Annotated in this window: 21 protein-coding genes; 10 read left to right on the forward strand and 11 right to left on the reverse strand. The window is 68.8% G+C overall.

Translation table 11 applies throughout. From position 1 onward, the window contains the following. Positions 1-26 precede the first annotated feature (26 nt). On the reverse strand, positions 27-731 hold the full coding sequence (lipB, locus tag G1H10_RS16400; protein ID WP_163739703.1) for a lipoyl(octanoyl) transferase LipB: 705 nt from the start codon (positions 729-731) through the stop codon (positions 27-29). Between the two features lie 293 nt (positions 732-1,024). On the opposite strand from lipB, the gene G1H10_RS16405 reads away from it, so the two are divergent. After that, a complete protein-coding gene (locus G1H10_RS16405) occupies positions 1,025-2,860 on the forward strand; it encodes a protein kinase domain-containing protein (RefSeq protein WP_163739705.1) in 1,836 nt (611 codons plus the stop codon). 19 nt (positions 2,861-2,879) lie between these two features. Here G1H10_RS16405 and G1H10_RS16410 read toward each other — a convergent pair whose 3' ends face one another. The 3 genes from G1H10_RS16410 to lpdA all read right to left on the reverse strand — a co-directional run bounded on the left by G1H10_RS16410 (position 2,880) and on the right by lpdA (position 7,283). Beyond that, entirely contained in the window at positions 2,880-3,797 is a 918-nt protein-coding gene (locus tag G1H10_RS16410; protein WP_163739707.1) for a TIGR01777 family oxidoreductase, read from the reverse strand. Between the two features lie 143 nt (positions 3,798-3,940). After that, positions 3,941-5,749 carry a 2-oxoglutarate dehydrogenase, E2 component, dihydrolipoamide succinyltransferase gene (gene sucB / locus G1H10_RS16415; protein ID WP_163739709.1) on the reverse strand — a complete coding sequence of 603 codons (1,809 nt, stop codon included), beginning with the start codon at positions 5,747-5,749 and terminating at the stop codon, positions 3,941-3,943. A 148-nt stretch (positions 5,750-5,897) separates the two neighbouring features. Further along, positions 5,898-7,283 carry a dihydrolipoyl dehydrogenase gene (lpdA, locus tag G1H10_RS16420; protein ID WP_163739711.1) on the reverse strand — a complete coding sequence of 462 codons (1,386 nt, stop codon included), beginning with the start codon at positions 7,281-7,283 and terminating at the stop codon, positions 5,898-5,900. Positions 7,284-7,556: 273 nt separating this feature from the next. On the opposite strand from lpdA, the gene G1H10_RS16425 reads away from it, so the two are divergent. Further along, positions 7,557-7,880 (forward strand): hypothetical protein, encoded by a 324-nt coding sequence (locus G1H10_RS16425; protein WP_163739913.1) that lies wholly within the window; start codon positions 7,557-7,559, stop codon positions 7,878-7,880. 45 nt (positions 7,881-7,925) lie between these two features. Here the strand turns inward: G1H10_RS16425 and G1H10_RS16430 are convergent, their stop codons facing one another. Beyond that, a complete protein-coding gene (locus G1H10_RS16430; protein ID WP_163739713.1) occupies positions 7,926-9,428 on the reverse strand; it encodes a leucyl aminopeptidase in 1,503 nt (500 codons plus the stop codon). A gap of 144 nt (positions 9,429-9,572) precedes the next feature. Between G1H10_RS16430 and G1H10_RS16435 the strand changes: the two genes are divergently transcribed. From G1H10_RS16435 to gcvT, 3 genes are read left to right on the forward strand one after another with little or no spacing between them, the layout of a single operon-like run. Next, positions 9,573-10,043, forward strand: coding sequence for a VOC family protein (locus G1H10_RS16435; protein WP_163739715.1), 471 nt, complete (start codon positions 9,573-9,575; stop codon positions 10,041-10,043). A gap of 35 nt (positions 10,044-10,078) precedes the next feature. Continuing rightward, complete coding sequence (locus tag G1H10_RS16440; protein ID WP_163739717.1) at positions 10,079-11,707, forward strand: S41 family peptidase; 1,629 nt, start codon at positions 10,079-10,081, stop codon at positions 11,705-11,707. Positions 11,708-11,725: 18 nt separating this feature from the next. Continuing rightward, on the forward strand, positions 11,726-12,823 hold the full coding sequence (gene gcvT, locus G1H10_RS16445; RefSeq protein WP_163739719.1) for a glycine cleavage system aminomethyltransferase GcvT: 1,098 nt from the start codon (positions 11,726-11,728) through the stop codon (positions 12,821-12,823). 5 nt (positions 12,824-12,828) lie between these two features. Here gcvT and G1H10_RS16450 read toward each other — a convergent pair whose 3' ends face one another. Then, positions 12,829-14,109: an MFS transporter gene (locus G1H10_RS16450; RefSeq protein WP_312856591.1), complete on the reverse strand. Its 1,281-nt coding sequence runs from the start codon at positions 14,107-14,109 to the stop codon at positions 12,829-12,831. 270 nt (positions 14,110-14,379) lie between these two features. Between G1H10_RS16450 and G1H10_RS16455 the strand changes: the two genes are divergently transcribed. Beyond that, on the forward strand, positions 14,380-14,601 hold the full coding sequence (locus G1H10_RS16455) for a hypothetical protein (protein ID WP_163739723.1): 222 nt from the start codon (positions 14,380-14,382) through the stop codon (positions 14,599-14,601). Positions 14,602-14,733: 132 nt separating this feature from the next. Here the strand turns inward: G1H10_RS16455 and G1H10_RS16460 are convergent, their stop codons facing one another. Genes G1H10_RS16460 through G1H10_RS16470 form a run of 3 tightly spaced genes read right to left on the reverse strand, consistent with a single transcriptional unit; the run spans position 14,734 to position 16,971 of the window. Beyond that, the gene (locus G1H10_RS16460) at positions 14,734-15,741 is read right to left on the reverse strand and encodes an aldo/keto reductase family protein (RefSeq protein WP_163739725.1); all 1,008 of its coding nucleotides are present in this window, start codon (positions 15,739-15,741) and stop codon (positions 14,734-14,736) included. A 10-nt stretch (positions 15,742-15,751) separates the two neighbouring features. Continuing rightward, the gene (locus G1H10_RS16465; protein WP_216853339.1) at positions 15,752-16,351 is read right to left on the reverse strand and encodes a GNAT family N-acetyltransferase; all 600 of its coding nucleotides are present in this window, start codon (positions 16,349-16,351) and stop codon (positions 15,752-15,754) included. Then, a complete protein-coding gene (locus G1H10_RS16470; RefSeq protein WP_216853340.1) occupies positions 16,348-16,971 on the reverse strand; it encodes a DUF3043 domain-containing protein in 624 nt (207 codons plus the stop codon). The genes G1H10_RS16465 and G1H10_RS16470 overlap by 4 nt, the downstream gene beginning before the upstream one ends. A gap of 191 nt (positions 16,972-17,162) precedes the next feature. Between G1H10_RS16470 and G1H10_RS16475 the strand changes: the two genes are divergently transcribed. The 4 genes from G1H10_RS16475 (at position 17,163) to pspAB (ending at position 19,882) form a co-directional block, all read left to right on the forward strand. After that, on the forward strand, positions 17,163-17,939 hold the full coding sequence (locus tag G1H10_RS16475; protein WP_163739726.1) for a PspA/IM30 family protein: 777 nt from the start codon (positions 17,163-17,165) through the stop codon (positions 17,937-17,939). Then, positions 17,936-18,235: a PspA-associated protein PspAA gene (pspAA, locus tag G1H10_RS16480; protein ID WP_163739728.1), complete on the forward strand. Its 300-nt coding sequence runs from the start codon at positions 17,936-17,938 to the stop codon at positions 18,233-18,235. The genes G1H10_RS16475 and pspAA overlap by 4 nt, the downstream gene beginning before the upstream one ends. Positions 18,236-18,351: 116 nt before the next feature. Next, a complete protein-coding gene (gene htpX / locus G1H10_RS16485) occupies positions 18,352-19,254 on the forward strand; it encodes a zinc metalloprotease HtpX (protein ID WP_163739731.1) in 903 nt (300 codons plus the stop codon). A 61-nt stretch (positions 19,255-19,315) separates the two neighbouring features. Then, entirely contained in the window at positions 19,316-19,882 is a 567-nt protein-coding gene (pspAB, locus tag G1H10_RS16490; RefSeq protein WP_163739733.1) for a PspA-associated protein PspAB, read from the forward strand. 185 nt (positions 19,883-20,067) lie between these two features. Here pspAB and nadA read toward each other — a convergent pair whose 3' ends face one another. Further along, on the reverse strand, positions 20,068-21,258 hold the full coding sequence (nadA, locus tag G1H10_RS16495) for a quinolinate synthase NadA (RefSeq protein WP_163739735.1): 1,191 nt from the start codon (positions 21,256-21,258) through the stop codon (positions 20,068-20,070). Between the two features lie 196 nt (positions 21,259-21,454). Then, positions 21,455-22,339 carry a GNAT family N-acetyltransferase gene (locus G1H10_RS16500; protein WP_163739737.1) on the reverse strand — a complete coding sequence of 295 codons (885 nt, stop codon included), beginning with the start codon at positions 22,337-22,339 and terminating at the stop codon, positions 21,455-21,457. Positions 22,340-22,431: the final 92 nt, after the last annotated feature.

A 22,431-nucleotide genomic window follows, 5' to 3' on the forward strand; every position in this document is an offset into this window, starting at 1 on the left:
CCGGGTGCCTCAGGCGGGAGCCGCGCTCAGACGACCGCTTGCTGCGGCGGCGCCGGCGCCACCGCCGGCTGGCCGGTCTGCGCCGGTGCCGGCGTGGCCGTCTGCACCACGTGCAGGTGTGCCTCGACGCGGGGGAGGACCTCGGCGACCGTGACCGCGCGGCCGAGCTCCTGCGAGATCGAGGTGACGGCGGCGTCCGAGATCCCGCACGGCACAATCCGGTCGTACCAGCTCAGATCGCAGTCGCAGTTGAGCGCGAAGCCATGCATGGTGACCTTCTGCGCGACCCGGATCCCGACCGCGCCGACCTTGCGGGCCGGACCCCGCTCGTCGGCCGGCACCCATACGCCGCTGCGGCCCTTGATCCGTTCCGCGCTGAGCCCGAACTCCGCGCAGACGTCGATCATCAGCTGCTCGACGCGGCGCACATAGGCGACGACGTCGAGCCGCCCGGGCAGCTCGATGATCGGGTAGCCGACGATCTGGCCGGGACCGTGCCAGGTGATCTTCCCGCCGCGGTCGACGTCGATCACCGGGGCGCCGGCATCGATGAGCGGCCGCTCGTGCGGTTTGGTCAGCTTTCCCGCCGTGTAGACGGGCGGATGTTCCAGTAGGACGACGGTGTCTGAGATGTCGCCGGCCACCCGGGCCGCATGCAGCCGGCGCTGCTCCTCCCACGCGTCTACGTACGGCACGTGCGCGTCATGACGGATCACCCGCAACTCGCTCATGGGTGACGAGCTTATGACGCCGGGGTGGCCGTACTCTAGGGCGCATGTCACGTGCATCACTCCGACAGCCACAAAGTGGTTAAAACGGACAAAATGCGTCACAGTTGGCGGTTGGGTCCAGCGCAGAAGTCGTCCGAGGTCGCCAGGGACGCGGCTGAGTGAGATTATTCGATGGAAAATTGATCTCGGGCGGCGACGAACACCAAGATTTGGAAACATAGACGCTTATGGAGGGGTCGTTGCACGTCCCTGGTTACACCGTCATCCGGCGGTTGGGGTCAGCCGATTCGCCGATGTGGCTTGGCGCTGACAATGCCACCGGACAGGCTGTCACCCTGCGGCAGGTGCGCGGTGATGCCCAAGCTCTCCGCGATGGGCTCAGGTCGGCGACGCTGGTGCTGGGTGCGCTGAACCACCCGCACGTCATCCCCTTTCACGAGCTGGTCGAGACGCCGACCGGGCCGGTGCTGATCCTCGGCGCGGCCGACGGCGGTAGCTTGACCGACGTTCTGATCAACCGCCGTATCCTCCCGCCCGGCGAGATGGTCACCGCATGTGCGCCGGTGGCCGAGGCGTTGGCGGAGATCCACCAGCATGGCATCGTCCACGGGGCGATCACGCCGGACGAGATCGTCTTCGCCCGGGACGGCCGGCCGATGCTGGCCGGGATCGGTTTGGCCAACGTCGGCGCCCGGGTCAACCTGCACGGCGTGACGATCGCACCGGAGGCCGCGTCCGGCTCCGGGTCCGGATTCGCCCCGCCCGCCGACGTGTACAGCATCGCCGCGATCGGCGTCCTGTGCCTGACCGGGCCCGTCTCGGCGCAGCAGCTGTACGCGGCATCGGCGGAGCACTTGCTGGCCACCGGCATGCCGCCGGCCGCGCAGGCGGTGGTCACGCGCGCCATCGGCCGGAACATCAGCCGCCGGCCGGACGCGGAGACGCTGGTCAACGCGCTGTACGCGATCGCCGATCCGGAACCGGTCGAGCTTGTGGTGCCGGATCTCGACGTGCCGCCGGGCCCATCCGCACCAGCGGGCCCGTCGGCGCCAGCGGGCCTAGCGGCGCCGTCGGCACCGGTGACGCAGACGTACGGTCCCGGACCGCTGCCCCCGCTGTCCGCGTCCGCGCCACCCACCGGTGCGCCGGAACCCACCGCCTTCGACGACGGTGCGCACGACCCGGGTCAGGAGGACGTCACCGCGTTCATGCGTCAGGTGAGCAGCCCGGGACGGCGAGCTCGCCGCCGTGGTTCTGCGGAGGACGACGAGACGGGCGAGAGCCGCGCGGTGCCCTCCCGCAGAGCCGCGACGGAGGAACCCGCCGGCCGCGAGTCCCGTGCATCCGGGCGCGGCTCAGGTGGCGTGTCGACGGAGCCTTCGGGCGGGGGCCGGCGCGGACGGGATCGTACCGAGCGGCGCGGCGCGGCTGCCGGGGAATCGGCGCCTCCGCGCGGACGCTCGACGTCCAGACGGGGCCAGAAGACGCGCGACGACGACGCCCCCGCCACGAAGGACTCCTCCCGCGGCCCGCGTGGGCGCCCGAGCCGCGGTGACCTCACCAAGGTGGCTAGTGTGCTGGTGGTGCTGCTGCTCGCGGCCGGCGCGGTCCTCATCGTGATGAACCTGATGAACGACGAATCCGATCTGCCGAGCGCCGACCTCGGTACGCCCGATGCAGCCGACACCGCCGAGGTGAATCTGTGCGGTGGGCCTCGTCCGGCGCCGGAAGAGGAACCGCCGGAGGTGTCCGACTGGACGCAGGAGGTCCAGCGCCTGTATACGCTGCGCGCCCAGGCGTTCGAGGAACTCAACGCGGAACTGCTCTGCCAGGTCTATGCGCCCACGAGCGAGGGCCTGGTCAGAGACGTCGAGCTCATGCAGGAGTACGCGGATGCCGGCGTGCGTACGCAGAACCTCTCCTTCGAGGTGATCGACGCCGAACTGGTCGAGCAGGAGGGCGGCACCGTCGTCGTCGAGATCTCCGACCGCCTTCCTGCCTACCAGCTCATCGACGACGACGGCGAGGTCGTCCAGGAGAAGCCGGGCCAGGAGAACGACCCATGGATGGCGGAACTGGTGCCGATCGCGGACGAAGGCTCCACGACGCCGTCGTGGCGGTTCGGCTGACCGGCGTCGGCCGGGTGCGTCAGCGCGTCGCGGACGGTCGCCCGTGCAGCGCGGCGGTGACGACGTCGCGCGCCGTGTGATGCTCGAAGACGAAGCCGCTGTCGACCAGGCGGCGGGGGAGAACCCGTAGGCTACCCGCCAGATACTCAGCCGACTCGCCGAGCGCGATGCGCAGCGCGAAGCGCGGCACCGGCATGATCGCCGGCCGGTTCAGCGCATGCGCGAGCACGCGGGTGAACTCGGCGTTCGTCGCGGGCTCCGGTGCGGTGATGTTGAACGCCCCCACGCAACCCGGCTGTTCGATCAGAAACCGCAGCGCACGCACCGTGTCCGGAAGCGAGACGTGGCTCCAGTACTGTCCGCCGCCGGCCAGCGGACCGCCGAGCCCCGACCTGAACAGCGGGAGCATCCGGGCGAGCATGCCGCCGGACGAGTCCGCGACCAGCCCGAAGCGTGGATAGCACACCGCGACCCCCGCGCTCTTGGCCGGCTCGGCGGCGGCCTCCCACGCCTGGCATAGGTCGGCCAGGAAGCCGGCACCAGGGCCGGAGTCTTCATCGAGGACGTCGGCGCCGCGGTTCCTGCCGTAGGCCGAGGTTCCGGTGGCGGAGACGAATACACGCGGCGGTCGGTCCAGGTGTGTCAGGGCATTGGCGAGAATGGACGTGCTCCGGATCCGGCTACGGTACAGCTCTTCCTTGAAGCGCTTCGTCCATCGCCGCTCGCCCACATGTGCGCCGCAGAGATTCACCACGGCGTCGAGCCCTTCCAGCGGGGCCGGGTCGATGTCGCCGACCGCTGGATCCCAGGGCACCTCGCCGGCGTCGGCGACGGCCGGCCGGCGCACCAGCCGCAGTACGTTATGGCCGTCGGCGGTGAGCGACCTGACCAGCGCAGTGCCGATGAAGCCGCTGGATCCGGAGATCGCAACCCGCATGCACCCAACCTACCCAGCGCCGGATGATGCAGACGGTCGTGCGGGCGGGCGCGATCTCCTCACGAAACGACATGGCGGTCGTGATGAACGACATTACGGTCGTCCCCGCGACCGCAATGTCGTTCGTTGCTGCGTGGCGAGACCTACAGTCCGAGCTCTCCCTCGAACTGGCCCTCCTCCAAGCGCTGCTTCACCGCGCTGAGGTAACGGGCAGCATCCGCACCGTCGATGATCCGGTGGTCGTAGGAGAGCGCCAGGTAGACCATCGACCGGATCGCGATGTTGTCCGCGCCGGTGTCATCGGTGACGACGACGGGCCGCTTGACCACGGCACCGGTGCCGAGCATGCCGACCTGGGGCTGGTTCAGGATCGGCGTGTCGAACAGCGCACCGCGGCTGCCGGTGTTGGTGAGCGTGAAGGTGCCCCCGGCGATGTCGTCCGGCTTCAGTTTGTTGGTGCGCGTCCGCTCCGCCAGGTCGGCGATCTGCCGCGCCAGGCCACCGATGTTGAGATCGCCGGCGTTCTTCACCACCGGCACCATCAGCCCGCGCTCGGTGTCGACGGCGATGCCCAGGTTCTCCGTGTCGTGGTAGACGATCTCGTCGCCGTCGACGCTGGCGTTGACGATCGGGTACACCTTGAGCGCCTCGACGGCGGCCTTCGCGAAGAACGGCAGGAAGGAGAGCTTCACGCCCTCGCGCGCCTGGAAGTCCTTCTTCGCCCGGTCACGCAGCCGCGCGATGCGGGTGATGTCCACCTCGATGACCGTGGTCAGCTGCGCGGACGTGGCCAGGGAGTTGACCATGTGCTCGGCGATCGCCTTGCGGATCCGGCTCATCTTCTGCCGGGTGCCACGCAGCGGCGACGGCTCGACGGGCGAGGGTGCACCGGCCGATGGGGCCTCGGCGGCGGGCGCGGCCGGAGCCTGCTCAGCGGCCTTGGCAGCCTCGGCGGCGGCCAGCACGTCCTGCTTACGGATGCGGCCGCCAACGCCGGAGCCCGTGACGGTCGAGAGATCGACGCCGTGTTCGGCGGCGAGCTTGCGCACCAGCGGCGTGACGTACGGTGCTCCGTCTCCGGACGGTGCGGCTGCCGACGGCTGCTGGGCTGCCTGCGGCGGTTGCTGCTCCGACGCTGCGGGGGCGCGTTCAGGCTGGGGGGTCGGTGTCTGCTCCGCGGCGGGGGCCTGCGGCTGCGGGGCCTGCTGCTGGGGCTCCTGAGCCTGCTGCGGAGCTTCTTGCTGGGGCTCCTGGGCCTGTTGCGGGGCCTGCTGCTGGGGTTCGGGTTCGGCGGCGGGTGCGGCGCCTTCTTCGCCGATGATGGCCAGCTCTGCGCCGACCTCGACGGTCTCGTCCTCGCCGACCTTGATCTCTTGCAGGACGCCGGCGACGGGGGAGGGGATCTCGGTGTCGACCTTGTCGGTGGAGATCTCCAGCAGTGGCTCGTCGACGGCCACCTGGTCGCCGGGCTGCTTGAGCCAGCGGGTCACTGTGCCCTCGGTGACGCTTTCCCCGAGTGCGGGCAACGTGACCGGCGTGCCACCGCCCGCGGGCGCCTGCTGCGAGGCTTGTTCCTGCGGCTGCGACTCTTCGGCCGGCGGCGGCGCGGACTCCGGCTGCGGCGGCGCTTCCGGTTCCGGAGCTTCTTGCTGGGGCTCCTGGGCCTGTTGCGGGGCCTGCTGCTGGGGTTCGGGTTCGGCGGCGGGTGCGGCGCCTTCTTCGCCGATGATGGCCAGCTCTGCGCCGACCTCGACGGTCTCGTCCTCGCCGACCTTGATCTCTTGCAGGACGCCGGCGACGGGGGAGGGGATCTCGGTGTCGACCTTGTCGGTGGAGATCTCCAGCAGTGGCTCGTCGACGGCCACCTGGTCGCCGGGCTGCTTGAGCCAGCGGGTCACTGTGCCCTCGGTGACGCTTTCCCCGAGTGCGGGCAAGGTGACAGAGGTTGCCATCGTCAGTCCTCTCGAACGTCTCTTACGCCATTTGAGCCTATGCGAGGCGTGCCAGCAACATGAGCGTATATGGCGTCTGCTTGTGGTCTGTCACAGGCCTCCTGTGACCGCCGACACAGGCGATTCTGTGCGTCCATGATCTCGGATGTCAGCCGTGTACGTGCAGCGGCTTGCCGGCCAGGGCGAGATGCGCCTCGCCCAGTGCCTCGCTCTGGGTCGGATGCGGGTGGATGAGTGGGGCGACGTCGTCCGGCAGCGCTTCCCAGTTGTAGATGAGCTGGGCCTCGCCGATAAGCTCACCGACCCGGGCGCCCACCAGGTGGATGCCCAGCACCGGGCCGTCTTTCTCCCGCACGAGCTTGGCGAAGCCTTGGGTGCCCAAGATCTGGCTCTTGCCGTTGCCGGCCAGGTTGTAGTCGAGCGTCTCGACGGCGTCATCGCCAAGCCGTTCGCGTGCCTGGGCCTCGGTGAGCCCGACGGAGGCGACCTCGGGGTCGGAGTAGGTGACGCGCGGGATGCCCGCGTCGTCGACCGGCGCCGGGGTGAGCCCGGCGATCTCCTCGGCGACGAAGATTCCATGTGCGAATCCGCGATGCGCGAGTTGCAGGCCGCGCACCACATCGCCGACGGCGAACACGCCTGGTACGCCGGTGCGCAGGCGCTCGTCGGCGCCGACGAAGCCGTCGTCCAGGGTGATTCCCGCCTGTTCATAGCCGAGGTCTTCGGTGACGGGGCCACGACCGACGGCCACCAGAACCGTCTCCGCGTCGATCGTCTCGCCGCCCTCCAAGGTGACGGCGACGCCATCGTCTCGCCGCTGCACGTCGGCGACGCGAGCGCCGGTCTTGATGGTCATGCCACGCTTGCGGAAGGCCCGCTCGACAGCCTTCGAACAGGCCTCGTCCTCGCCGGGGAGCAGCCGCGGCAACATCTCGACGATCGTGACCTCCGCGCCGAACGACCGCCAGACGCTGGCGAACTCGGCACCGATGACGCCCCCGCCCAGCACCACCACCGACGTCGGCACCCGCTCCAGGGCCAGCGCCTCCGTGCTGCTCAGCACCCGAGTGCCGTCGATGTCCAGGCCAGGCAGGCTGCGGGCACGCGAGCCGGTGGCCAGCACCACATGGGCGCCGGTATACCGAGTGCCGCCGACGTCGACCGTATGCGCGTCGGCCAGCCGTCCGGCGCCTTCGAGCACGGTGACGCCGTTGGCCGCCACCAGACCCTGCAGACCCTTGTACAACCGGCCCACGATCTTGTCCTTGTAGGCGTTGACCGCGGTCATGTCCACCGACTCGAACGCGGCCTTGATCCCGAACGTCTCGCTGCCGCGGGTGACGTCGGCGACCTCGGCGGCGTGCAGCAGGGCCTTGGTCGGGATGCACCCGTAGTGCAGGCAGGTGCCGCCGACCTTGTCCTTCTCCACCAGAGCGACACGCTGTCCGAGCTCGGCGGCGCGGAACGCGGCCGCATAGCCGCCGCTACCGCCGCCAAGGACGATCACGTCGTAGTCGCGATCCTCAGCATTCATGCTCACTCCCATTCCCCGCGATCGCCAACCCATTGATCCGGCATGACGCGGCCGACCGTTGGTGACATCGGATAGACCTGTCAGGACGATCCTGTCACCCCGGACCGAGCGGTGCGACGGTCGCCCTGCCGCGCGCCGACACCGCCGCTCCAGCGGGCGACACGGCCGCTCCGAGGGACGACACAGCCGGTCGGGGGACCATGCGGATGATCCGGATGGAACACACGCGGTACTGTCAGGAGTTCAACAGACAGCTCAACGGAAGGTGTGATGATGCGGTGGTTCGGCCGGCGACGCAAGAGCGCTGAAGGCAGCTTGGACAGGGCCGCCGACGACGCCGACATCAAGCATCTCAAGGAATTCGCCAGCTCTCGGCACGGTGTCGAGGCGTTCGTCGAGCCGCCGACCACCATGACCGCCACCACCGTGGTGTTCGTCGCCCATGACGGCGAGTGGACCCGCCGACGGGTGAAGGACGCGGCCGCTGCCCACGATCTGGCCCGCAAGCTCGGCATACCGGCATACGACGCCCAGGTGGTCGGCTACCCGCAACGGATGCGGGAGTGGAACCGCAAGACCGGGGGGCGCGGGGTGTGACCACCAGCTCGCCCGCGCGGGCGAGCTGGCTGCGCTAGCGATCCGTCACAGGCGGCCTTCCGCGACGTCGTCGACGACCTGCACCAACGTGCGAACGGCGGCGCCGGTCCCGCCCTTCGGGGTGTAGCCGTACGGCTCCGCGTCGTTGAACGCCGGCCCGGCGATGTCCAGGTGCGCCCACGCGACGCCGTCCGGGACGAACTCCTGCAGGAACAGTCCTGCCTGCAACGCGCCACCGTTGCGGTCGCCCACGTTGGCGATGTCCGCGACCGCGGAGTCGAGCTTGCTCCGCAGCTCGGCGGGGAGCGGCAACGGCCACATCGCCTCACCCGCGCGCTCGGCGGCGTCGTGCACCTGGCCGGAGAGCTCGTCGTCGTTGGACATGATCCCGGAGACGCGAGGGCCGAGGGCGACGACGGCGGCGCCGGTCAGGGTGGCGACGTCGACGATCAGATCCGGCTCGTCGTCGGCCGACCGTACCAGCGCGTCGGCCAGCACGAGACGGCCTTCGGCATCGGTGTTGAGCACCTCGACCGTTTTGCCGCCGTAGATGGTGATGACATCGGAGGGGCGCTGCGCGTCACCGGACGGCATGTTCTCGGCCATGGCGGCGTACGCCGTGACCGCCACCCGCGGCGCGAGCTCCGCCACCGCCAGCACCGCGGCGACCACGGCGGCCGCACCGCCCATGTCGCACTTCATGGTCGCCATGCTGTCCGACGGCTTGAGCGAGAGCCCGCCGCTGTCGAAGGTGATGCCCTTGCCGACCAGGACGACGTGCTTCTTCGCCCGGGTGGGCCGGTAGCTCAACCGGACCAGCCGCGGTGGGTTGGCCGAGCCCTGCCCGACCCCGATCAGACCGCCGTAGCCGCCCTTGGCCAGCGCCTTCTCATCGAGCACCTCGACGTTGAGCTTCGCGGCCTTGCCGAGCTTGGAGCTGATCTCGGCGAACACCTTCGGGGACAGGTCGCGTGGCGGCATGTTCACCCAGTCGCGGGCGCGGTTGACGGCGGTGGCCACCGCCTCGGCGCGAGTCACCGCATCCTTGGCGGCCTTGGCCTTGACGCCGGGGCCGACCAGCGTCGCGGATTCGAGCGGTTCCTTGGCGGTGTCGGACTTGTACTCGTCGAAGGAGTACGCGCCGAGCAGAACACCCTCGGCGACCGCCGCCGCCTCGTCCTCACCGTCCACCGGTAGCGCGAACGCCGCGCTCTTGATTCCGCCGAGGGCCCGCGCCGCGGCTCCGGCCGCACGTCGGATCTCCTCCCGGCGAGCCGGCGTACCGGCCGCACCCGGCGAGCCGACGCCGACGGCGACCACGACCGGGGCCTTCACCTTGCCCATGGTCGGGAGCTTGATCACCTCGTCGGCCTTGCCGGTGGCGCCCAGTTGTCTCAGTGTCTCCGCCAGCGTGCCCTTGAAAGCCTTGTCGACAGACTCTGCGCCGGCCAGCAGGCCCGGCCCGTCATCGCCACTGGTGGTGCCGATGACGACGGCGTCGACCTTGAGCCCGGTGGGATTGGCTGAGGACAAGGTGATGGCAGTCACGGTTCTCCTGACGTCGTACTCCACAAGTCAAACGTCGATGCTACTCGCCGGTCGGTGCGATGGATCCGGAAGGCCGTACGCACGCCGGACCGCTGTCGCGTTTGTACAAGACCGGCCGATGCTCACCTGAGCACAATCGGACGCATGAACACGAAGGTCAATCCGATTCCCGAGGGCTACCACAGCCTCACGCCGTTCATCGTCTGTGCGGACGCCGCCGGCGCGATCGACTTCTACCAGCGGGTGTTCGGGGCGCAGGTGCTCGGTCGTCATGACGGGCCGGACGGGACCGTCATGCATGCCGAGCTCCGGATCGGCGATTCGATCCTCCAGCTCAGCGACCCGAACCCGGCTTTCGGGCTGGCCGCGCCGGACCCGGAGGCCTCGTCCGCGTCGCTGGTGCTGTACTGCGACGACGTCGACGACGTCTTCGCGAAGGCCGTGGAGTCCGGCGCCAGCGTGCGCGAGCAGGTGCAAGACTTCGTCACCGGCGATCGGTACGGCAGCATCGTCGACCCGTACGGCCGCCGATGGGCGATCATGACTCGTGTGCAGGATGTGTCGCGCGAGGAGGCCGAGCGACGGGTGAACGAGTGGATCGCGGCGTCCTCGTGAAATAGGCCGCTGGTCGCGGTCGATAGGCTGCGACCGTGCTGGATGACGTGCGCCCCTTCGCCGGAGCCGAGACGGTCCGTGTCGTCTTGCCGGCCGGCGACGACGCGGACGTGAGCGGGCTTCGTGAACTGATCGTCCGGGAGAGCGCCGAGTTCGAGGCCGAGCTCGGCGCTCCGGTGACGTTTCGTGTGTCCGAGCACATCGGCCGGAGCCGCCCTGTCGAGTACCCGACCGTGTATGTAGGGCCGTCGTCACATAACCCCGAACTTCGTTCCTGGCGGGCGGCACGCGACCGCGTCGGTGGTGACGATGGCGGCTCCGACGGCGACGGGCACCACGGTCATGGCGGGTGCGACGGTGACCTGCCCTACGTCGAGATCGACCGGGATGTCGTCGTCATCGACGCTCCGGGCGGACCCGCCGACGTGCCGGAGGCGATCAGCCTGCTGCGAACCGCAGTGCGCTCACGGCGGATGATCGCCGGTGATTCCCCTCGAGCCCGGGTCGACGGACGACCGGCCGCCGACGCCGCCGAGGCGGTGCAGCGTGTAGTCGACGAGGTGGCCTGGACGTACCCGTCGTTCGCGCTGCGTGGCATCGACTGGCCCGAACTGACGAGCCGGTGGCGCGCCCGCGCGGAACAGAGTGATGCAGATCTGGGTGTGCTTCAACAATGGATCGCCGAACTCCGGGACCCGCACACCTCGGTGCAGCGCAGCCGGCCGCGAGGGCTGCTGCCGTACACCGCGTACGTCGCGGTCGCGGACCGCCCGGATGTGCCGGGCCCGGATGCCGAGCCGGTGGTCCGGCTCGGCCACGTGCCGCGGTGGAGCGCCGGGTGGGCCGCCGGCGCGCGCGGCGGTGACACGGTGCGGGTCGTCGGCGATGTGCTGGACGCCGCCGGGCTGTTGCGGACCTCCGCAGGTGAGACCCGGACACGCGGGTGGTACGCCGGTCGCCGGGCGATGACGGTCACCCCGCCCGGGCCGGTCGGCGTCGAGGTGCGCACCCGCGGGGGAAGGACGGTGCGCTGGGAGGAAGAGGCGATGCCGGTGCCCCAACATGTGCCGATCTCCTGGACCCGTCTGTCCTCCGGCACCGGCTACCTGCGGATTCGCGGCTGGCAGGATGCGCCGTCTTGGTCTGACGCGGTGGACGCGGCGTTCGCCGAGCTGGACCGGTGCGGCCGGATGATCGTCGACGTCCGCGGCAACTTCGGCGGAAACCTGGTGGCCGCGCTCGGTTTTCGAGATCGATTCCTGGACGCCCGGACGAGACTGGGATCGATCCGGTTCAGCGACGGCAGCGGCGGCCTGGCCGCGCCGGCACCGATCGACGGGGAACCGTCCGACGCGCGTCGTTGGCGCCGGCCGGTCCGGTTTCTGCTGGATCGGTTGTCCTACTCCGCGACGGAGGACGCGCTGCTCGGCCTGCGGGACCTGGATCACGTTCAGTTCTTCGGCGAACCCAGCGGGGGCGGGAGCGGCCGCCCACGGTCGGTGCGGCTCATGGCCGGCGTCCGGCTTTCCGTCAGCACCGCGCTGACCTTCGAGAACTCGGGCCGTTGTGTGGAGGGCGCCGGTCTGGCCGTGGACGTGGAGCTGCCTCGCGCGGTGCTGGGCTCAGGTCGCGCCGTGGAGGCGACAGACGCATCGTGGGGATAGACGATATGGTGCGGAGGTGTGACTGAGACTGAGACACCCGCGAGAACTGCCCTGTACGACCGGCACGTCGAACTCCGTGCGAAATTCGCGGAGTTCGGTGGCTTCGAGATGCCGCTTCAGTACCAAGGGGTGGTGGCCGAGCACGAAGCGGTGCGCGAGCAGGTGGGTCTGTTCGACGTCAGCCACCTGGGGAAGGTTCGGGTCACCGGTCCAGGTGCGCGCGCCTTCGTGGATTCCTGCCTGACCAACGCCCTGGAGAAGATCGGCCCTGGGGAGGCGCAGTACACGCTGTGCTGCGACGAGTCCGGCGGCGTCGTGGACGACCTCATCGTGTATCTGCGTTCCGATGAGGAACTGCTGCTGGTTCCGAACGCCGCGAACACCACCGAGGTGATCCGCCGGCTGGAGGCCGCCGCGCCGGACGAGGTCGAGATCCGCGACGAGCGTGCGAGGCTGTCCATCCTCGCGCTGCAGGGGCCGAACAGCGACGCCGTCCTGTCCGCCTTGTGGATCCCGGTCGGCCACAGCTACATGTCGTTCGTCGATGCCGAGTTCAACGACGTCCCGATCACCGTCTGCCGCACTGGATACACCGGCGAGCGTGGCTACGAGATCATCGCCGCCTCGGACAGTGTCCACGTCATCTGGGACGCGTTGCTCGCCTCCGGGGAGCCGCAGGGCATCACGCCGTGCGGGCTGGGGGCCCGGGACACGCTGCGCACCGAGATGGGTTATCCGCTGCACGGACAGGACCTCTCCCGGGAGATCAGCCCGCTGCAGGGCCGCAGCGGCTGGGCGGTCGGCTGGTCGAAGCCGGCGTTCTGGGGACGCGACGCGTTGCTGGAGGAGAAGGAGGCCGGGCCAAAGCGCCGGTTGCGCGGCATCCGGGCGACCGGGCGCGGTATTCCGCGACCAGGAATGGTGGTCACGGTGGGCGGCGCGGAAGTCGGTGTGGTGACCTCGGGGACGTTCTCGCCGACCCTCAAGCAGGGAATCGGCCTGGCGCTGCTGCCGAGGGACGTCAGCGACGGCGACGAGGTCGGCGTGGACATCCGCGGCCGCTCGGAGACGTTCGAGGTGGTGCGGCCGCCGTTCGTGAAGACGTCGCCGGCGTAGGTAGCTTAGGCGGCCGCGTCCTCCGGGGTGGCGAGCTGCCGGGGCGCGTGCCGCAGCGGCGACCACCAGGCGACGGCGGTGGCGGCCACGATCGCGCCCTGACACAGCAGCAGAGCGTACGACACGTCGATGTGGTCGGCCAGCAGGCCGGCCACCATGGCGCCCGCCGGGAACCCCGAGCCGAACGACGTCATGCGACCTACCGTCATGACCCGGCTCATCAAGGGCTCGGGGGTCACCTGCTGGCGTAGCGTGACCGAGTTCGCCGCGACGATGATGTAGGCCGCGCCCCAGGCCGCCACCGCGAACACACCGACGATCCAGTTCGTGGCGAGCGCGGTGGCCACGCCGCCGATTCCGGACAACGGCAGACAGACCAGCGCGGTACGGACCCCGCCGAGCCTGTAGATGATCCTGGGCATGAGGATGCTGCCGGCGACCGCGCCGACGCCCCATGCGGCGAAGACGAAGCCGAATCGCCAGTCGCCCTCCCGTACCCCCAGGCTGCGGTCGGCCCATACCACCAGGACGCCCACCAGCGAGCCGCCGCTGAATGCCACGAACGTGCCGATCACCGTCATATACCGCAAGACGGGGTGGTCCACGATGAACCGCACGCCCTGCGCGATGGCGGCGAACCCACCGGTGCCGCGGCGGCCGGACTGTTCGCTGAGGACGCGCGGCCGGCTCAGCGGCCGCACGATGCTGCGGACGAGCAGTGCCGAGGCGACGAACGTCACGGCGTCGATGACGAGCAGCGATGAAGGGCTGAGGACCACCAGCAACAGTCCGGCGATCGCCGGGACGGTGGCCTCGACGATCGTCCCCCCGCCGGCCACCAGCGAGTTGGCCGCGGGAAGCCGGCGCCGTGGCACCAGGCTGGGCAGCGCGCCGAGGTTGGCGGCGTCGAAGAAGACGAAGATCGTCTGGGCGAGTAGTGCCACCACGAGCACGTGGGCGGCGGTGAGCCGGTCCGCCCACGCGGCCAGCGGGATCGTGATCAGCACCAGCGCCGCCGCGGCGTCCGAGCTGATCATCACCGTCTTGCGCTCGAACCGGTCGGCGAGCAAGCCGGCCCAGAGCCCGGCGAAAAGGTACGGCACCCCTTCGGAGACGGCCACCAGTGCGGTCCATGTGGCAGAGCCGGTGAGCGAATAGACCAGGGCGGGCATGACGACATATGTCACTGCCGATCCGCTCAGCGAGACCAATCGCGCGATGAGATATCTGCGCAGGTCAGCGTCGTCAAGGAGACGCCGCTCCGGCTCGCTGGAAGAAGAATGCACCCGAGACCCCGCTCGCCCGGAGACGTCGAAACTTTACCAGGGAGAAAACAGGATGATGGGTGATCTGTCAAGGCGACCTTCCGGGCGCAGCTATCCGGCTGTCGGAGGGTCCTGCCGGCCGGTCCTGTGTCGGCGAGGCCGGCCGTCGGCGACGTCCCCTGTCCGCCGCCGGCGAACCGGCCCCGTCACCAGATCACGACGGGTGGGCGCGGCGGTCATGACGCGTGATCTGCGACACTTATGCACGCAAGGCGCGAGAGGAGCGAACGGATGGCATGGAGCTGGCGATTCATCGATGATCACGGTGCCGTGATCAAGGACGAGGACGGCTCGGAGGCGGGCAGCGGCGTCGAGTTCCCGACTCAGTCCGACGCGGAGAGCTGGATCGGTGAGCATTGGCGGCAGCTGTCGGAATCGGGTGTCCACTCCGTCACGCTCTACGAGGACGGCCGTGAGGTGTACGGCCCGATGAGCCTGGAACCGCCCGAGTAGGCGGCGAGTTGAAGAGAACGACATTCGGGTCGCGATCACGACCTGAACGCATGCTTCTGATCCCGCTGTGTGCGGCCGGAGCCGTTTCCGCTCCGGCCGCACACAGCGGCGTGAATGGTGTGCTGCCGTCGTTCAGTCGAAGACGGGGGAGCGGGTGGCGGTGATGGCCGGATCCCGTTCCACCTTGTCGCCGAGCGTCTCGTCGATCGCCTTCATCAACTCCGGCTCGAGCGTGACCCCGGCCGCCTGCACGTTCTCCGCGACCTGCTCGGGCCGGGATGCGCCGATGATCGCCGCGGCGACGTTGCTGTTCTGCAGCACCCACGCCACGGCGAGCTGTGCCATGGTCAGCCCGGCCTGATCGGCTAAGGCCCTGAGCTGCTGGATCCGTCCCAGCAGGTCGTCGTCTTCCAGCCAGCGGCGGATGGCGCCGGCACCACCGGCCTCGTCTGTGGCCCGGGAACCGGCCGGCGGAGCCTGTCCGGGACGGTATTTCCCGGTCAGGACGCCCTGCGCGATCGGGGACCAGACGATCTGCGACACACCGAGCTCCTCGCAGGTGGGCACCACCTGAGATTCGATGACGCGCCAGAGCATCGAGTACTCCGGCTGGCTGGAGATCAGCGAGATGCGCAGATCGCGCGCGAGCTCGTGCGCCTGCCTGATCTGCTCCGCCGTCCATTCCGAGACGCCGATGTAGAGGGCCTTGCCGGAACGGACGACGTCCGCGAACGCCTCCATCGTCTCCTCCAGCGGCGTTCCGTGATCGAAACGGTGCGCCTGGTAGAGATCGACGTAATCGGTCCCGAGCCGCCGCAGCGACGCGTCGATCGATTCGAGGATGTGCTTGCGGCCCAGGCCGCGGTCGTTCGGGCCGGTACCGCTCGCCGGCCAGAACACCTTGGTGAAGATCTCGAGGGATTCCCGGCGCTGGCCTGCGAGCGCCCGGCCCAGAACCTCTTCGGCTCGGCCGGCCGCGTAGACGTCAGCCGTGTCGAACGTCGTGATGCCGGCGTCCAGCGCGCCGCGGACGCAGGCCTGAGCCGCGTCCTCCTCCACCTGCGAGCCGTGCGTGATCCAGTTGCCGTACGTGATCTCACTGATCTTCAGGCCGGATCGGCCAAGTCTGCGAAACTCCATGAGCTTGACGCTACAACAGCTCTCGTTCGTCGCTTTCGCTGTCGGCACCGTCGCCGCCCGCATGATCGCCGTCGGCCGGGTCGGGATCGGGCTGATGGCCGTCGACGCTTTCATCCACGGCCAGCGTCTTGGTGAAATACCGGCTGTACGGATTGTGCGCGTGATGACCGAACGGCGCCGTGGGCGAGTAGCCGCTCGACGTGTAGAGCGCGATCGCCTCGGGCTGCTTCAGACCCGTTTCCAGCACGATCCGCTCGTATCCGACTGCGGCCGCGCGATTCTCCAGCTCGATCAGCATCCGGCGGGCGTGCCCTCCGCCGCGGTGGTCGTGCGGAACGTACATCCGCTTGATCTCCGCGACGCGTTCGCCGTGCCGTCGGAAGCCGCCCGTCGCCACCGGCTCGTTTCCCAGGAACCCCACCAGGAACTGGCCTTCCGGCGGTGCGAACTCGTCGGGCTCCACGGGAGCGTCGTCGGGATCCCCGTAACGCTCGATGTACTCCTGCTGCAGTTCGTCTTCGAGTGCGCGGACGACCGGGTCGGAGTAGCGCAGCGAACGGAACAGGATCTCGGTCGCGTCCTTCTTCCCGCCAGTGAACGTGTCCGTCACACCAGTTCTCCAGGCTTCACAGCGGGCTTGGGCAGCCGCAACCGGCGCAGTTGCATGGCGCGCATGATGGCGTAGAAGGCATGGCCCCGCCCTTGGTCGTCTTCGAACCTCTGCCGCACCGCGCGTTTGACGCGGATGCCGAGGATGGTCATGTCGATGATCAACAAGAGCATGACGACCAGCCAGACGGCCATCATGATCAGTTGGATCTGGGCGACCGGAATGAAGTTACCGAACAGCACGATCACGATGATCGGCAGGAAGTACTCGCCGACGGTGCGCCGCGAATCCACGAAGTCGCGGATGAACTTGCGCACCGGGCCCTGGTCTCGTTTGAGGAAGTAGCGCTCGTCGCCGGAAGCCATGGCTTCGCGCGCCTTCGCCCGCTGCGCCTTCACGCGTTCGCGATCCTTGCGCATGGCCTCGCGCTTGTTCAGCGGCGGTTTCCGGCGCTCCTTGCGAGCCTGCTCGGCCTCGCTGCGCTTGGGCGTCGGTCTGCCCTTGGGACCAGGGGCGGAACCGTCCCGCCCGGTGCCGGACGAGGACGACTCGGCTCCCGGATCGGCGTGCGCCACGGTCTGGGCATTGCTGGATTCAGTGTCGGATCGGCGACGGAACACACCTACAGGGTAAGTTAGACAGAGTCCCTAGACCATCGGCTGGGCTTACCGGTCGCCGGCGGAGGCGGACAGGTGCGTAGCCTCCTCTGCCATCGCGGGCCCGGAGGTCGTAGGGTAGGACTGCGAACATTCATACAGACTGACCACCGCTCAAGGAAGGGCTACCTGGCCACATGGGGATCTTTCAGCGAATGTCCATGATCTTCCGGGCCAAGGCCGACAAGGCGCTTGATCGTGCTGAGGACCCCCGGGAGACCCTTGACTACTCCTACAAGAAGCAGCTCGAGATGCTGCAGAAGGTGCGGCGCGGTGTAGCCGATGTGGCTACCAGCCGCAAACGCATCGAAGTGCAGATGACCCAGCTGCAACAGCAGTCCGGCAAGCTGCAGGAGCAGGCCAAGAAGGCACTGTCTCTCGGGCGTGAGGACCTGGCACGTGAAGCTCTGAGCCGGCGCTCCGGTTTGGAGGGGCAGATCGGTGACCTGCGCACCCAGCATGAAGCGCTGCAGGGTGAGGAAGAGAAGCTCACCCTCGCCGCGCAGCGGCTGCAGGCGAAGGTGGAGTCCTTCCGCACGCGGAAGGAGACCATCAAGGCCACCTACACCGCGGCCGAGGCTCAGACCCGCATCGGCGAGGCCTTCAGCGGCATCTCCGAGGAGATGAGCGATGTCGGCATGGCGGTGCAGCGGGCCGAGGACAAGACGGCCGAGCTGCAGGCGCGTTCCGGTGCGATCGACGAGCTACTGGCCTCGGGCGCGCTCGACGACGTCACCGGCACGTCCTCGGACAACATCAGCGCCGAGCTGGACCGGCTCTCGTCGACGAACGACGTCGAACTCGAGCTGGCCAAGATGAAGGGCGAGCTGACCGGCGGCTCCAGCGAGGCGCCGAAGGCGATCGAAGGAGAGTCGAATTCGGCCGAGTCCGTCCTTGAGGCGGAGATCAAGCGCGAGGAGGAGCAGCGGTGATCGTCCGCATCATGGGTGAGGGACAGCTGAGGATCGCGGACGAGTTCTTCACCGAGCTGAACCGGCTCGACGACGAGCTCAGCGAGGCGATCGATTCGGGCGACGACGAGAAGTTCCGCGCCGCGCTGGTGACGTTGCTGGACGAGGTCCGGAAGGTGGGCACACCGGTGCCGGACGACGAGCTGGTCGACAGCGACCTCGTTCTTCCGTACGCGGAGGCGCACATCGACGAGGTCCGTGAGCTGCTCACCGAGGAAGGTCTGATTCCGGCAGACCCGCCGACGTCGGCGCGCTGAAGCCGCCCCTGCGGAGCGGGTGGAATCGGGAACGTTGTAGCTCGCTACGGCGTTGATCAGAGCGAAGGCTCGTATGCAAGGCTCCGCAGGAGTGCGATAACAGGAGGAATAGTCGGGTGGCTCGTACCAGGTTCGCTCCGGACCGCGGGCTGACCGCTCGCATGCTGGTGACGATGGGCCTGTTGGCCGTGTTGTACGTCGTGCTGGTCGGCGCGATCTCACTGCTGTCCGGCGCGTGGCTGCTCGGTGTGATCATCGGGCTCGCCGTGTTGTGGGGGCAGTGGTACTTCTCGGACAAGCTGGCCCTCTCCGCAATGGGCGCGCGTGAGGTCTCGCCGGCCGAGGATCCGCAGCTGCACGCGATCATCGACCGGTTGTGCGCGATGGCCGACATGCCCAAGCCGAAGGTGGCGGTGGCGCACACAGACCTGCCCAACGCGTTCGCCGCGGGTCGCAGCCCGGACCGGGCGGTGGTCTGCGTCACCGACGGTTTGCGCAGACGCGTGGATGAGCGGGAGCTCGAGGCGGTCGTGTCGCATGAGCTCTCGCACGTCGCGCACCGGGACGTCCTGGTGATGACCATCGCATCGGTGGTGGGTGTGCTCGCCGGCTTCATGACCCGCGCTGTGCTGTGGAGCGGCATGATGGGCGGTCGGAACAATAACAACAACGCGGCCATCGTGGCGCTCGGCGTGATGCTGGTCGCGGCCGTCGTGTACTTCGTCAGCTTCCTGCTCACGCGATTGCTGTCCCGGTACCGGGAGCTGGCCGCGGACCGGGGCGGTGCCATCCTGACCGGTCAGCCCTCGGCGTTGGCCAGCGCTCTGACGAAGATCTCCGGCGATATGGCGAAGATTCCCAACAAGGATCTGCGGGCGGCGGAGCCGTACAACGCGTTCTTCTTTTACCCGGCTATGACCGGGAAGCTGGACATCGCGTCGTTGTTCGCCAGCCACCCGCCGCTGGAGAAGCGGCTCGCGCAGCTCGACAAGATCTCCGTTGAACTGGGCCGGGAGTGAGCGGTCGGGCGACACACCGGCGAAACGGTCGGCCACACGGATGAGGAGTCAGTAGGGGCACATGGGATTCTTGGACTCGATTCTCGGCCGGTCCAAGCGCGTGGAGCCGAACCTCGATGCGCTGTTCGCTCTGCCGACGGCCGCGTTGACGCTGGAGGCGTCGGCGCAGATGCACCCGACGGGCGTGGGCGCCGTCTGTTTCCGCCAGGCCGAGGGTGGGCCGTTCGCGCGGCTGAAGCAGGAGATCACCCAGCTTCTGGGCGGCTCGGAACCGGAAGAGTTCCAGGACGACTACGGCTACACCTGGTTGATCGTGCGGCGCGCCCCGGACGACATGACCTCGCTCTGCACCGACCTGCACTCGGTGAACTCTTCCTTAGAAGCGGCCGGTTTCGGACCGTCGCTGTTGTGCACGACCATCGGGCTGCGCTCCGACGACGGCCGCGGACTGGCGCTGGTGTACCTGTACAAGCGCGGCACCTTCTATCCGTTCGCGCCGGCCGACAGTAAGGCGCAGCGCCGGGATAACGCGCTTGAACTGCAGGTGCGGGCTCTGGTCAGCGGTGACCTGGCAATCGAGGAAGACGTCAGCCGCTGGTTCCCCGTCTGGGGCGCACCCGGCGTCTGAGCACCGCACCGGCCGAGCTTTCGTCCGTCGTCGTTCGGCGGCTCCGTCGTGCGGCTTCGGTCTCCCGCGCCGGACGCATCGACGACGTGACGCCGTCCGCGCGGCCACGCCCCACGTCGGCTGCCTTTCGATGCCGTCCGCGCCGCGCTGCCGTGAGGGCGACGTGCGGCGCGGACGACTGGCGTCTAACTCTTCGACCCGGCGGAGATGGCGGGCAGCGCGAGCATCCGGTCAAGCGCCACGCGCGCCCAGTGCGCCGTGTCGTCGTCGACCTCGATCCGGTTGACCACACGACCCTCAGCCAAGCTTTCCATCGCCCACACCAGGTGCGGGAGATCGATGCGGTTCATGGTCGAGCAGAAGCAGACGTTGCGGTCCAGGAAGACCACGTTCTTGTCCGGGTGCCGCTCGGCCAGCCTCTTCACCAGGTTCAGCTCGGTGCCGACCGCCCAGGCGGTGCCGGACGGTGCGTCGGCGATGGTCTTGATGATGTACTCGGTGGAACCGATGTAGTCGGCCCGGGTCACCACCTCGTGCTTGCATTCCGGGTGGACCAGTACGTTGACGCCGGGCACCCGGTCGCGCACGTCGGCGACCGAGTCGGCCGTGAACCGGCCGTGCACCGAGCAGTGACCGCGCCAGAGCAGCATCCGAGCCGCGCGCAGCTGCTCGTCGGTGACGCCGAAGTCCGGCTTGTGCGGGTCGATGAGCACGCAGTCGTCCAGCGACATCCCCATCTGCAGTACCGCGGTGTTCCGGCCGAGGTGCTGATCGGGCAGGAAGAGCACCTTCTCGCCCTGCTCGAAGGCCCATTCCAGGGCACGCTGCGCATTGCTGGAGGTGCACACCGCGCCGCCGTTGCGACCGACGAACGATTTGATGTCGGCCGAAGAGTTCATGTACGTGATCGGCACCGTGGTGGACGTCACACCGGCTTCGGCCAGCCGCGCCCACGCGTCTTCCACCTGGACGAGCTTGGCCATGTCGGCCATGGAGCAGCCGGCGGCGAGGTCCGGTAACACCACCTGCTGATGATCGCCGGTGAGGATGTCGGCGGACTCGGCCATGAAGTGCACGCCGCAGAAGATGATGTACTCGGCGTCCGGCCGGGCCGCGGCGTCTCGGGCAAGCTTGAACGAGTCACCCGTGACGTCGGCGAACTGGATCACCTCGTCACGCTGGTAGTGGTGGCCGAGGAGGAATGCCCGGTCGCCGAGCGCGTCTCGGGCGCGCCGGGCACGGTCGACGAGGTCTGGGTCGCTGGCTGCGGGGAGATCGCCGGGACACTCGACGCCACGTTCGGAGGCGGGGTCGGCACCCTTTCCCAGGAGCAACAACGGCAGAGGGTTCTGAGGCGATGTCTGCGTGACGGTCACAGCTCTTTCGTCCTTCTTCCGGCGGTCGTGGACCTCGACGTCGTCATCTCGTGCCCGCGTCCCGCGTTCCTTCGACGTTGGCGTCAACACACGTAGGACGGCTGGTATGCCCGTCCCGGGTCGAGACTCGCTCTGGCCCTCGGTGCTGCCGCGTGGCGTGCTGGTTACCGTGCCACACCTCTATCGTTGCACGTTGTTAACCGAACGGCACGGACGGCACATATGGAACCGGCGGCCGCATGTGTCGTAATGCGAGACAGCCGTCCATCTCGACTCGCAGACCTGCGGCAAGGCCGACGTCGAGCGCCCACTCCTGGTCAGATGTGAGATAGCGCACGGTGACCTCTTCTCCGGGTGGTGTCTGGGCGAGCGCCGCCCACAGCAGCCGCTGCGCGATCGAGCGGTTGGTCGCGGCCAGCAGCGCGATCGCGGAACCGTCGAGATAGGCGTAGCCCGAGCCGGTGAACAGGTCGCACACCAGCAGCTGCCCGTATCGTGTCATGAAGGCGTGGTCCGGGCGATGAGTGGCGCCGCGCACCTGCCGGTCCACGGAGTCGACAAGGTCGAGATCTCTGTCCGTGGCCGCCCGGACGCCGTCGATCTCCGGGATGACATGGTGATCGACAGTGCCGACGAGCTTGAACGCCGGATACAAGGAGAAGCCGGCGCCGCGGTAACGGCGCAGCGCCGCCGGGTTGGGCAGCGCGCACAGCATGCCGCGCAGGCAGCCGTGGCCGTAGTCGATCGCCGCCTCCAGCAGAGCCGTGCCGGCGCCTTCGCGCTGGCGGTCCGGATCGACCGCATAGGTGGACAGCACCCAGAGCAGATCGCGGCGCAGCGCCGCGGCGACACCGAACACGCCGTCGTCGTCGGCCGCCACCCAGCACCCCGCCGGATCCACCGCGAGCATATGCCGGAGCCGGTCCATCCAACGTTCCCGAGCCAGCGGCGCGCGTCCGGCAGGCGACGAGTTGGGCGCACCGGACGAGCCGGACGCGGACGGCGTGGGGAGCGCGAAGGCGCGCGCGGTGATGCGTTCCGCGGCGGCGACGTCGTCGGCTCGCATCGGCCGAATCCGCATTCGAACCTCCTCCCCGCCTGGCCAACTATAGCTTCATGATCATGAACGATAACCGTTCACATGGCACGGTTACCGTTCATGATCATGGGGAG

Source organism: Phytoactinopolyspora halotolerans (assembly GCF_010550675.1).
GTDB lineage: Bacteria > Actinomycetota > Actinomycetes > Jiangellales > Jiangellaceae > Phytoactinopolyspora > Phytoactinopolyspora halotolerans.